We start from the raw sequence: 11,685 nt of genomic DNA on the forward strand, positions 1-11,685 counted from the left end.
GCTAAATACCTCAATCCTTCGTCGTTGCCGATCGGTGACAAACTTTACCTATCATATTCCATGTCAAACAAGTCGCCCTGCATCATGTTGGTTGATGACGAGCCAGCTAATCTGACTTTACTGGAAGAGTTATTGCACCTGAAAGGATACGCTACAGTATCAGCTTTATCTGGCCATGAAGCGCTCTCCCTTGCCCGCACCTCTCGACCCGATTTAATTTTACTAGATATTATGATGCCGGAGATGAACGGTTTTGATGTGTGCGAGATCCTGCGGAAGGATACGGCATTGCAAACTGTACCGGTGATTTTTTTGACGGCCCTCGATGACGATATGTCTCGCATCAAAGGGTTAGAAATGATGGCCGATGATTATTTGACAAAGCCTTTTAACAGTCGTTTGTTGCTGGCAAAAGTGGAAAATATTTTGCAGTTGAGTCAAATGCGATCGCAAGCTGTATCTTCCCAATTCAACCAGCAGGTAAAAGAGCAAAGCAAACGCCAAATCGCCGCAGCTTGGGAAGCCAACGAATATCTTTCAGAAAAATTTCAGCTATTTGTGCCAGAGCAACTTCTCGAACGAATTGCGCCGCAAGGAATAGAATCTATTCAGTTGGGCAATGCCACAGAAGAAGAGCTGACTGTTTTATTTTGTGACATTCGCGGGTTTACTACGATCGCCGAATCTCAACAAGCTCGCGAGACTTTTGAATGGTTGAACGCTTTTTTTACTAAAATGAACGAGTGCATAACGTCTCACGGCGGGTTTATTGACAAATACCTAGGCGATGCAATCATGGCAGTATTTGACAAGCCACATTCTCACGCTATGGATGCGATCGAAGCCGCAGTAGCAATGCAAGAAACTTTGCAAGAATTTAATGCCAGTCGCCACAAATACAATTTAGAATCTCCCGTCAATATTGGTACGGGAATTAACACAGGTATCGGCATGATCGGCACTTTAGGTTCCGATCGTCGCATGGACTCTACAGTCATTGGCGATGTGGTAAATACAGCCTCTCGGTTAGAAAATTTAACTAAAATATACGGCTGCCAAATTATTGTTAGCGAAAATGCCATTGTTCATGCGAGAGAATTTCTAAATGGCATAACTTCCAACTCCCACTCAAAAGAAAGTCTATTATTAAAGTGCGACTTAGAAGTGGAAACACAGGAGAGTATTATTTCTACTTGTGGGGCGAATGCTGTTGACAGCCATTTGCCCCGCAACAATTATTACTATCGCTGGATCGATCGAGTAACCCCGCGTGGCAAGCAGGAAGCTATTGAAATCTACGAAATCTGGAGCGCCTCATGTCCCGACTCGGAGGCAAAGCAGCTTACCCAGGGTTTATTTGACAAAGGAATTCAAGGATGGCAATCGGAAAGATTTGTCGCCGCCTTGGGATATTTTCAGCAACTAATCGAACAAAACCCTGCTGATACAGTCGTCCGTTTTTATATCAACCGCTGCCAGGAAAAACTAGGTTTTATACCTGTAAGTAACCGCTCAGAAATAAACTAAATAGAACCAGTTCGTACTGAGGATTTCAGTCCTCTTTCTTAAGCTGTTGGGCATCTAAATTGTATTTTTTTGGCGGGCGAGACGCCCAACCCCTACTCCCCACAAGACTTTTCTTAAATTCGACTATACAATTTAAATGCACTTCAGCTTACCGCAAATACCAGAAGAGCTAAAATAATCGCGTTCCTAGTGAGGACTGAAGTCCTCTTTCTTAGCGCAAATAAGGACTAAAGTCCTGGCTACGAACCTATACCAATTCTGAAAAGTAGGCTAGCATCTGTAGGGACACGGCATTGCCGTGTCCGGCGCAGGGAGTAGGACACGACATTGCCGTTTAGTGTCAACTTAACGTACAACTAATAGTCCGGGTCTTGTTGAAACCCCTGCCTCAAAGCTAAAGTCCTCTTGCATAGGACTAATGAGTTCTTTAGTCCTATGCAAGAGGACTTTAGCTATAAGCCCCGTGGAATTCATTCCCTGGCGGACTGACGGGCGGACGGAAGGACTGGGCGGACTGACAGCTTAAGTTGACGCCAATGGGCAATGCCGTTTCCCTACTTAGGATCGCGAATTAAATAACTTACAATTTTAATTGTTATTGTGGGATGGGCGTCCCGCCCATCCCACTTTCAAGAGTGGAAGTTATTTAATTCTCATTCCTTATCTACGAACCAATCAAACCACTCTAATTTTAGACCATCAAACAGTCGTCAAAACTTGCTCTCTCAACTTCCCGATCAACTCATTCACCCCCCCCGCATTCAAACGGTAACTCAGAGGATGACCGATTAAATAAGCCGAACTTTCAAACAAAACATCAATTTCCACCAAACCATTTTCCCGCAAAGTTTTGCCAGTCGAAACCAAATCCACAATTGCCTCCGACATACCCGTAATCGGCCCCAATTCCACAGAACCGTAAAGCGGCACAATTTCGACCGGCAAATTCAAATTGTGAAAATATTCCCTTGCACAGTGTACGAACTTAGAAGCAACTCTACCGTGAGGAGGTAAATCCAAAGTTCGTCGATAAGAACTAGATTCCTTCACCGCCACCGACAGCCGACACTTGCCAAATTTTAAATCAATTAAATTGGCAACTTTCGGCTTTTTTTCCCGCAATACATCATAGCCAGCAATCCCCAAATCCGCTTGACCGTATTCCACATAAACAGGCACGTCGTGCGTCCTTACTAGCAAAGCTTTGGCAGTGCCTGTCGGGTCATAAATTTGAAGTTGTCGGTTAGAGGAATCGAGAAAAGCACTGAAGTCTAGTCCAACCGATTTAAACAGCCGAATGCTATCTCCTAACAAGCCGCCTTTGGGAAGTGCAACAGTAATCATGTCAATTTTTAGAGGGTAAATTTTTTAATTTGGGAAGGGGGCGATCGCGGTCTAAACAAAAACAGCTTTTACCCAACTCAGAATAACACATAGAGTTCATAACGAAAAATAAATTTCGGGTATTGCTCGATCCTTTGTTTGAGGATATATTATATTTAGTAATTTTTTATTTAGTCAATTTTTTAAACGGCGGTCGGTATGGAAAAAAATCAAGAATTTGACGAAAATTTTCACAGTGTAGACCCGGATTCCCTGAAAAAGATTACCAAAATAATTGGGTTTAAAGCCCCGTCCTTATAGGACGGCTTTCTGTGTTATACTTACGCTGACAGGACAATCGTAAAACTATGTTGGTATTTGAGGCAAAACTTGAGGGGACGAAGCAGCAGTACCAGAGGCTAGACGAAGCCATCCGCACCGCTCGCTTCGTTCGCAATAGCTGTCTCAGATACTGGCTCGACAACTTGGGAATCGGCAAGTACGAGTTAAGCGCCTACTGCGCTGTCCTAGCCAAAGAATTTCCCTGGGCCGCTAAACTCAACTCGCAAGCGCGTCAGGCTTCGGCCCAAAGAGCTTGGTCTGCAATTGCACGGTTCTACGACAACTGCAAAAAAAGCAAACCAGGGAAAAAAGGCTTTCCGCGCTTTAAGAAACATCAGACCCACGGCTCTGTTGAATATAAAACAACAGGTTATAAATTATCGTTCGATAGACGTACTATCACTTTCACTGATGGTTTTGAAGCCGGAAGCTTTAAGCTGTGGGGAACTCGCGACCTACACTTCTATCAATTAAAGCAGATTAAGCGAGTCCGCGTAGTTCGTAGGGCTGACGGTTACTATGTGCAGTTTTTGATAGACCAAGAGAGGTTAGAAAAGAGAACACCAACTGGTAAAACACTAGGTTTGGATGTTGGCTTGACGCACTTTTACACCGATTCAGATGGTCAAACAGTTGAGAACCCGCGTCATCTGAGAAAGTCCGAGAAAGCTCTCAAACGACTGAATCGGCGTCTTTCGAGAACAAAAAAAGGCTCCAAAAATAAAGCCAAAGCAAGAAACCGATTAAGTAGAAAGCACCTCAAAGTAAGTAGACAACGTAAAGATTTTGCCGTGAAATTGGCAAGATGCGTAATCCAGTCTAGCGACTTGGTTGCCTACGAAGATTTGCAGGTGCGAAATATAGTCAAAAATAGAAAGCTAGCTAAATCTATTTCTGATGCTGCATGGTCTGCTTTCCGTCAATGGTTGGAATATTTCGGCAAAGTGTTTGGAGTGGTAACAGTTGCTGTACCACCGCACTACACTTCGCAAAATTGTTCTAACTGTGGGGAAATCGTCAAAAAGTCTTTGAGTCAAAGAACGCACCGCTGCCAACATTGCGGTGTTGTACTCTTACGTGACTGGAATGCCGCAATCAACATACTTGAGTTAGGACTTCGTACCGTGGGGCACACGGAAACGTTAAACGCCTCTGGAGACATCGACCGCTGCATTGGTGAGGCAACTCCTCAATGTAAGTCGAGTCGTGGAAAGAGGAAGCCTAAACAGTGATGTTTAGAATCCCCGACCGTTCACGGCGGGGAGGATGTCAAAGTAGATGAAATCCTCTCAGGCGGTGGTGTAGAGAGGGAGGAAATGGACTATACAGTAGCTGTACCTAGCGCTAACCAGGCCAGGGTTCCCAGGGACAGAGGCTTCTCGTTCCATGTGGAATCAAGCGTGTTCGATCGAGCCCCCCGATCGAAGTTTGCACAAAAACGCGGAACGCTGGGAGGCTGTTAATCTAAAATGCTTGCAGAGGCTGGTGCACAGAACCGGACGATCGCCATTGTGTGTCACGCCTTTGTATATTCAACTCTAAAACTTAAAATTGCACGGGCGATCGCAAATAGCTGACAGCTAAACTATGACCGAATTGACACTTGTTATTGGCAACAAAAATTATTCCTCTTGGTCGCTGCGTCCTTGGCTGGCGATGAAACAAGCTGGACTTGAATTTGCCGAGGTGAGAATCCCCTTAGACTGGCCGACAACCCATGAGGAAATTCGGCGCTATTCTCCATCGGGAAAAGTGCCAGTTTTAATCGACGGCGACCTGAAAGTGTGGGAATCTTTAGCAATTTGCGAATACGTTGCAGAACGCTTTGCTAATGATTTGTGGCCGGCGGATGTAGCCCAACGGGCGATCGCCCGTTCCATCTGCGCCGAAATGCACGCGGGTTTCCAAAATTTGCGCGCAAATATGCCGATGGACTGCCGCAACCGCTATCCGGGAGAAGGGAGGACTCCCGGTGTCGAAGCTGAGCTCGATCGCATCTTTGCCATTTGGCGCGAATGCCGTCAAAAATTCGGAATAGGTGGCAATATGCTATTCGGAAAATTTACAATTGTTGACGCTATGTTTGCCCCCGTTGTCATGCGTTTTGTCACCTACGGAGTCAAATTAGATTCAGTAACAAAAGCTTATGCGGACGCGATTTTAGCCTTGCCTGCCATCCAGGAATGGGTAGCAGCAGCTTACAGCGAATCGGAAAGTATTCCACACATTAAAATCTAGCAAAAATCAGTTTACTTAACCTCAAATTTCAAGTTTTAAAATTAAAATCAGGATGCGGATTCTTTTAGTTGATGATGAAGTTGAGTTAACTGACCCTTTGAGTCGAGTTTTAAGCCGCGAAGGTTATACAGTTGATGTGGCATTTGACGGAGCAAGTGGCAGCAATTTAGCCATGCAGGGCAATTACGATTTGCTAATTTTGGATTGGATGCTGCCGAGACAAACTGGACTGGCAATTTGCCAGAAGTTGCGATCGCAAGGACGGAATACGCCAGTGCTATTTCTCACTGCCAAAGATACCATAGACGATCGTGTACAAGGACTCGACGCCGGTGCAGACGACTATTTAGTCAAACCTTTTGAACTGCGAGAACTGCTAGCCAGAGTCCGCGCCTTGCTGCGGCGGCCTCCTACTATTGATGCCGAGGTTGCTGTCGGGCGGCTGCAAGTTGCAGATTTACAGCTAGACTACGACAATCAATTAGCTTATCGGGGCGATCGCACAATTGATTTATCAGAAAAAGAATGTCAGTTATTAGAATACTTAATGCGCCATCCCGGTCAATTGCTAACACACGAACAAATCCACCAATATTTGTGGAGTGAAGCAGAAAAACCCAGCAGCAATGTATTAGCCGCTCAAATTCGCCTGCTGCGCCGCAAAATAGAAGTTCCGGGCGAATCAGTCCTAATTCACACAGTCTATGGCAGAGGCTATCGCTTTGGAGAAGCCAATTAAAAATAATAGAAATTATAGAAAAATCCCTCTTCCTTCTTCCTTCTTCCTGGGGCTATATTATCTATTATCGGGAAAGTGTGCACCCTAAACCGCCCTTACGGGTGTTGACAAACCAAAGTAATTACTGTCACCTCCGGCGGACAAAATAGCCTTCCCGGCGCATAAGTTCCCAAACCGCGATTCACGTACAGCAAATTACTCCCAACCTGATGCAAACCGCTAGCCCATTCCCAGTGAGTAACTACTCGATCCCAAGCCGAGACAAAAGGAATGAACTTTCCGATTCGTTGAGGAATCAAAGAGCCAATTTTTCTGACCCAAGCGTACAAAGGGCCGATACCGGGAATAACGATTTGACCGCCGTGAGTGTGCCCAGACAACTGCAAATCAATCCGCCAATTTTGCAGCTTTTCAGCAGTATCAGGATTGTGAGACAAGACAATCCGAGAAATCGCGGGATTTATTGATGCCATGACAGGTTTAGGCGCAAAATCCCCCGACCAAAAATCAGCCAGCCCAACTAAAGCCAATTCAGACCCCAAAGGATAGATTGCTTCGTTGTACAAAACCCGAATCCCGACGCTATTTAAAGCATTAGCAACCTCTGTTTTTGCCCCTGGCCAATAGTGGTCGTGATTGCCCAAAACCGCGTAAATTCCCACTCGACTTTGCAAGTTTTTCAATCGCTGCACTAAGCCGTAAATAGGTGCTGGATCGTAGCTAATAAAGTCACCAGTTAAAAAAATCATGTCTGGTTCAGCTTCGTTGGCCGCAGCAATCGCCTCTTCTAGCAACCATTCCGACAGCCGCACCCCGTCATAGTGAAAGTCCGTAAGCTGTACAATTTTAGTACCGGATAGATTTGCTGGAAGATTAGCGATTGGTATTGTTAAATACTCTATTCGCAGTTTCCCAGTTAATAACCTGTGCATAAATCTAAAGTTTATTGATGACAGAGCGCCACCTCTAGCTTAGCAAATAAACAAGCAAGACTGCCAAACTACATATTCTTCCCTCCGGGACGCAAAAACTGGGATTACTGAGGAAAATAGAAACAGAAATGCCCTATCTTTATTTAGGCTTTATTGCAAAATTGTTTGGGTCTTACGCGCCCAACTAATACAGCATTTTTATAAAATTATGACTTGCGTAACAAGCTGTTTAAAACGCTCTCAATCCTCTTCAGACTGGCTTTTTCAGCCCCGCATCTATATTCTTTTAGCAATTTTCAAAGCTGAGACTTGCACCGCATCCCCATCGCATCGGCTTACCACGCGGGGATTGCCCCTACCAAACACTATCTCATCACTAATGATTTATTACTGAGTAGGTGGAAATAAACATGGCTTGGAGGAGGCAGAGTTTTGCATTAATAATAAACTGGCGGCTAGTATAGATCATTGCCTTACCCGCCCCTAATATTTTTTATTTTTTGTCGAGTCTGCCTACTTTTTAACTAATCACTTTTGACGAATGCCGCTTCTTCTCAATATATTGCTGGTGGTAATCCTCTGCCATATAAAATTCAGCAGCTGGTTTGATTTCGGTGGCAATATCTTTGTCGTATTTACCGGAAATTTGCAATTTTTGTTTAGAGAGGCGAGCGGCTTTTTCTTGTTCCCAATTGTGATAAAAAATCACCGACCTGTACTGTTCGCCTCTGTCGGGGCCTTGGCGATTGATTTGGGTAGGATCGTGACAGTTCCAGAATACATCTAGCAGTGCTTCGTAACTCACCTGCGATCGATCGTACTCTAGCAGCACGGCTTCAGCGTGACCGGTGACTCTGGCGCAAACATCGAGGTAGCACGGGTTCGGCCAGTGGCCTCCTGTGTAGCCCGCAGCAGTCGAGACGACACCCGCAACGGCGCGAAACTTGTGTTCAACTCCCCAAAAACAACCGGCGGCAAATGTGGCTTTTTCCATCGTGTTACTCATCGTATTTGGTTCAAACTTGGCAATAAATTATGCTTGACATATTCCCATAAGTGTGCATTCCCAAACTAATCGCGGCTGTACGTAGTTTAGCAAATATTGTCGCGCTTTTTCCAAGGGTTCTAAGGGCGATCGACTAATTCCCCCTGCCAAAAATTGCTGCCAGTAACAGTGCTGTAAATAATCGATTAACCACAACTGAGATTCAGTATCTAAAGTTTTATCAATTTCCTTTGCCAATTCCAAAGCAGACCGCAGATTTTGAGGCAACTGCTTCACCTTTTGCAGCAAATCATCGGGTATTGATTGCAGTTGCTGCCAAATAGCAATTGCCTCCCCAGGACTTCCCTGAGCCATCCCCAGTACCTCGGAATGATCCAAAATCTCCGCGAATCCCGCTTGCTGCAAAACTTGTGCCATTGCTTCGGGATTCAGCCGAGAAAACTGGATTTTTTGACAGCGAGAAATTAAAGTTGGTAGCAAAGATTCCACATTCGGAGCAATTAAAATTAGCGCTGCTTTTCCAGGTTCTTCCAATGTCTTCAACAAGCCGTTAGCGGCTCCCTCGCCCATTGTTTCTGCTTGTTCCAAAACTACGACAGAACGCGCCGCTTCTAGTGGCGGTCTGCTGAGAAAATCACCGATTTCTCGAACTTGTTCTAAGCGAATTTGTGGTGGTGCTTTCCGCTTTAAACCGGCTTCCTCTGCTTCCTTTGGTGTAAGCCGTTTGCCTTGGTTCATATAAGTTGGTTCTACCCAAAGTAAGTCTGGATGATTGCGCTGCTGCACGCGATTTTGCACAGAGGCTATGAGTCTGGTTTCGGGAAGATTGGCTGAGAATAAAAGCTCGATGAAAGACTGAGCAGCTAAACTTTTGCCGATGCCGTTAGAGCCGACAAATAAATAGCCAGGAGCAATTCGGTTTCGCTCGACTGCTTGTGTTAGCAATTCTACTGGTCGCTCTTGTCCGATTAATGATGTGAAATAATTCATGTGACAGTTGACAGTTGACAGTTGACAGTTGACTGTTGACAGCTTGCCCGAAGAGCCGATCGTTGGGTTGACAGTTGACAGTATTCAGTTGACAGAAGGAAGTTATTGTAGGGTGCGTCAGGGGCGCTGAATGTAATGACTACCTATTAAATAATTTTGCCCTGATCGCTACCCTATGGTGAGTTAGTTACAACGAAGAAACCGGGTTTTTCCTCGAACTTGAGGATTTTTAGCAAATATTTCGTAAAAAACCAGGTTTCTGGCTATCTATGTAAGCTTACTTTTCAGAATTGGTATTATTTAAATATCCCCAAGCTTCTAACCTGCGAGTTACAATAGCTTGAATTTCCTGAGCGACTTCATATTCAGGCCGATCGGCATTTATCCGGACAATTCGAGATTTATTTTCCTGGGCTAACTCCGCAAAACCTTGCTGCACAAGGCGGTGAAACTTTAAATCAGCTTGCTCGATCCGATCGCACCCTCCCCGAGCCCTTACCCTGGCCAAACCCGCCTCCACATTAATATCCAGCCACAAAGTCAGATCGCTTTCCAAACCGCCGGTGGCAATTTCATTCAACTGCTTAATTAAGTTTAAGTTAAGACCGCGGCCGTAGCCCTGATAAGCAATCGTAGAGTCAGTAAAGCGATCGCATAAAACAATCGTTCCCTTAGATAACTCGGGTTTGAGAAAAGTTTCGACGTGTTGAGCGCGATCGGCAGCATACATGAGTAATTCTGCTCGATCGGATACAGATTCGCCCCCATCTTGTTTCAGCAGCAAATGTCGCAGTCCCCTTCCCAGCTCAGTACCCCCCGGTTCGCGAGTAGCCACCAAGCGGACACTCAGAAAGCAACTTGCTTGCAGGAACTGTATCATGCGCTGCATTTGCGTAGTTTTACCCGCACCTTCAACCCCCTCAAACACGATAAGTTTGCCTTTCATTGCCCTAACTTTCCACCTGAATAAAATAAATCCATATTGTTCTGTGCATCTGTTCTAGGTTCGGTATGATAATAAAGTCTAAATGCCTCACGGCTGGAGTTGTCTATGGCTCGCTATACTGGTTTTTTTATCGTTGCCGTTCCGATCGACCGTCTCCGTCAATCCCTGATTGAAATTTTAGAGTCATGCAATCTTGATATTATCTACAATACAGGAGATTCCGTCATGGCTCGCGAGCTCCCAGGTCAAGTTTCGATTGCGAAACTTGTCACCGCAGAAGTCCTAATTGAGAAAAACACGGCCAGCGACTCAGAGGTTCGCATGAACTTCGTGATTAAAAACGAAGAACTGCCCCTGCAAACCAACAACCACTGCCGTCAAATGTTCGAGCTAGTGAGTCGTTCAATTATGAACAACAATAACTGGCGACTTTTGGAAAGTATGGCACTCTAGCCATCAGTCAGTCAATTTGAGGTGTGAGATTTTCGCTTGACTCTACAGATGAATCAGGGGGTTCTAACTAAGGTGGAAACTTCTTGGCTCTCGACTCCTAGTGTGAGGGGTTTGTCTCCCTCTTGGGATGAGGTCATTAGTCATTAGTTTCTAGCTAATGACCGATGGCCTCCGACTTTTATATGCAATCCCTAAATTTAAGCTCGAAATCCCCGGCGCAGCAGCAAAGAATTTGTAACCACGCTAACAGAACTAAACGCCATAAATGCTCCGGCCGCCGCAGGACTGAGTAGAATTCCGGTTGCAGGCAGCAAGATACCCGCGGCCACCGGAATTCCCAGAGTATTGTAACCAAAAGCCCAAAATAAATTTTGGCGAATCTTATTAAAAGTAGCGCGCCCCAGCTCGATCGACTCAACAACATCCATCAAAGCATTTCGCATCAGCACAATTTGAGCAGTTTCAACTGCGACATCAGTGCCACAGTGCAAACCGATACCGACATCAGCTTGAGCCAAAGCCGGCGCATCATTGATACCATCCCCCACCACAGCCACTTTACAGCCTTGGGCTTGCAAAGTCGCGATCGCCCTCGCCTTGCCCTCCGGCCGCACTTCGGCCAAAACATCAGCCGCCGCCAAACCTAGCTGCTGCGCCGTCGCCGCCGCCGCCGACGCCGTATCCCCCGTCAGCATCATCACCCGCAATCCCATGCCCCGCAAACGTTCCACCGCCGCCTTAGCATCCGGCCTCAGAGTATCTTTTAGCCCGATTACCCCCAGCAAAACCCCCCCAGAAGCAACGTAAACCGCCGTTTTGCCTTGCAAAGACCCCGACAATTCCGTCGCCACAGCGACCCCCTGCTCCTTCATCCACTCAGCATTCCCCGCGAACACCCGCCGGCCCTCCACCAAAGCAGAAACCCCCAAGCCCGGTTCCGTGCAAAAATCCTCAGCAGCTAGCAGCGGCAAACCTTGCTGTTGAGCTTCCAGCAAAATCGCTGCGGCGATGGGATGACAAGCGCCTCTTTCCACCGCCGCCGCAATTTGCAGCAGTTTTGAGTCAATTGTGGAACAGGCATCTTGACTGTTCCCAGAAACCCCATCAATTATTGTGGAACAGGCATCTTGCCTGTTCCCAGAAACTCCATCAATTGTGGAACAGGCATCTTGTTTGTTCCCAGAAACCC

General features: G+C 46.0%; 11 protein-coding genes. 5 read left to right on the forward strand and 6 right to left on the reverse strand.

What is annotated here, in order from left to right; all coding sequences use genetic code 11:
* Positions 1–60 precede the first annotated feature (60 nt).
* Positions 61–1,527, forward strand: coding sequence for a response regulator (locus QUB08_RS07610; protein WP_333224176.1), 1,467 nt, complete (start codon positions 61–63; stop codon positions 1,525–1,527).
* A gap of 699 nt (positions 1,528–2,226) precedes the next feature.
* Here the strand turns inward: QUB08_RS07610 and hisG are convergent.
* Positions 2,227–2,871, reverse strand: coding sequence for an ATP phosphoribosyltransferase (hisG, locus tag QUB08_RS07615; RefSeq protein WP_333224177.1), 645 nt, complete (start codon positions 2,869–2,871; stop codon positions 2,227–2,229).
* Between the two features lie 347 nt (positions 2,872–3,218).
* Here hisG and QUB08_RS07620 point away from each other — a divergent pair, with 347 nt between their 5' ends.
* The 3 genes from QUB08_RS07620 to rppA all read left to right on the forward strand — a co-directional run bounded on the left by QUB08_RS07620 (position 3,219) and on the right by rppA (position 6,169).
* On the forward strand, positions 3,219–4,424 hold the full coding sequence (locus QUB08_RS07620; protein ID WP_333224178.1) for a transposase: 1,206 nt from the start codon (positions 3,219–3,221) through the stop codon (positions 4,422–4,424).
* Positions 4,425–4,779: 355 nt separating this feature from the next.
* Positions 4,780–5,430 carry a glutathione S-transferase family protein gene (locus QUB08_RS07625; protein WP_333224179.1) on the forward strand — a complete coding sequence of 217 codons (651 nt, stop codon included), beginning with the start codon at positions 4,780–4,782 and terminating at the stop codon, positions 5,428–5,430.
* A gap of 52 nt (positions 5,431–5,482) precedes the next feature.
* Positions 5,483–6,169, forward strand: coding sequence for a two-component system response regulator RppA (rppA, locus tag QUB08_RS07630; RefSeq protein WP_333224180.1), 687 nt, complete (start codon positions 5,483–5,485; stop codon positions 6,167–6,169).
* A 95-nt stretch (positions 6,170–6,264) separates the two neighbouring features.
* Here the strand turns inward: rppA and QUB08_RS07635 are convergent, their stop codons facing one another.
* The 4 genes from QUB08_RS07635 to tmk form a co-directional block, all read right to left on the reverse strand.
* Positions 6,265–7,101, reverse strand: a complete 837-nt coding sequence (locus QUB08_RS07635) for a metallophosphoesterase (protein WP_333224181.1) — start codon at positions 7,099–7,101, stop codon at positions 6,265–6,267.
* Between the two features lie 520 nt (positions 7,102–7,621).
* Positions 7,622–8,107, reverse strand: a complete 486-nt coding sequence (gene msrA / locus QUB08_RS07640) for a peptide-methionine (S)-S-oxide reductase MsrA (protein ID WP_445300900.1) — start codon at positions 8,105–8,107, stop codon at positions 7,622–7,624.
* A 27-nt stretch (positions 8,108–8,134) separates the two neighbouring features.
* On the reverse strand, positions 8,135–9,097 hold the full coding sequence (locus QUB08_RS07645) for a DNA polymerase III subunit delta' (RefSeq protein WP_333224182.1): 963 nt from the start codon (positions 9,095–9,097) through the stop codon (positions 8,135–8,137).
* A gap of 277 nt (positions 9,098–9,374) precedes the next feature.
* Positions 9,375–10,043 carry a dTMP kinase gene (tmk, locus tag QUB08_RS07650; protein WP_333224183.1) on the reverse strand — a complete coding sequence of 223 codons (669 nt, stop codon included), beginning with the start codon at positions 10,041–10,043 and terminating at the stop codon, positions 9,375–9,377.
* Between the two features lie 105 nt (positions 10,044–10,148).
* Between tmk and QUB08_RS07655 the strand changes: the two genes are divergently transcribed.
* Positions 10,149–10,496, forward strand: coding sequence for a hypothetical protein (locus QUB08_RS07655; RefSeq protein WP_190659999.1), 348 nt, complete (start codon positions 10,149–10,151; stop codon positions 10,494–10,496).
* Between the two features lie 197 nt (positions 10,497–10,693).
* Here the strand turns inward: QUB08_RS07655 and QUB08_RS07660 are convergent.
* A partial coding sequence (locus QUB08_RS07660; protein ID WP_333224184.1) for an HAD-IC family P-type ATPase occupies positions 10,694–11,685 on the reverse strand: 992 nt, incomplete at its 5' end.

This window comes from Microcoleus sp. BR0-C5, from assembly GCF_036705045.1.
GTDB lineage: Bacteria > Cyanobacteriota > Cyanobacteriia > Cyanobacteriales > Microcoleaceae > Microcoleus.

What these genes read in the sequence shown, in the direction of transcription:
- QUB08_RS07610 (WP_333224176.1), top strand. Translation starts at nt 61, where the DNA reads ATGTCAAACAAGTCGCCCTGCATCATGTTGGTTGATGACGAGCCAGCT.
- hisG (WP_333224177.1), bottom strand. Translation starts at nt 2,871, where the DNA reads ATGATTACTGTTGCACTTCCCAAAGGCGGCTTGTTAGGAGATAGCATT.
- QUB08_RS07620 (WP_333224178.1), top strand. Translation starts at nt 3,219, where the DNA reads ATGTTGGTATTTGAGGCAAAACTTGAGGGGACGAAGCAGCAGTACCAG.
- QUB08_RS07625 (WP_333224179.1), top strand. Translation starts at nt 4,780, where the DNA reads ATGACCGAATTGACACTTGTTATTGGCAACAAAAATTATTCCTCTTGG.
- rppA (WP_333224180.1), top strand. Translation starts at nt 5,483, where the DNA reads ATGCGGATTCTTTTAGTTGATGATGAAGTTGAGTTAACTGACCCTTTG.
- QUB08_RS07635 (WP_333224181.1), bottom strand. Translation starts at nt 7,101, where the DNA reads ATGCACAGGTTATTAACTGGGAAACTGCGAATAGAGTATTTAACAATA.
- msrA (WP_445300900.1), bottom strand. Translation starts at nt 8,107, where the DNA reads ATGAGTAACACGATGGAAAAAGCCACATTTGCCGCCGGTTGTTTTTGG.
- QUB08_RS07645 (WP_333224182.1), bottom strand. Translation starts at nt 9,097, where the DNA reads ATGAATTATTTCACATCATTAATCGGACAAGAGCGACCAGTAGAATTG.
- tmk (WP_333224183.1), bottom strand. Translation starts at nt 10,043, where the DNA reads ATGAAAGGCAAACTTATCGTGTTTGAGGGGGTTGAAGGTGCGGGTAAA.
- QUB08_RS07655 (WP_190659999.1), top strand. Translation starts at nt 10,149, where the DNA reads ATGGCTCGCTATACTGGTTTTTTTATCGTTGCCGTTCCGATCGACCGT.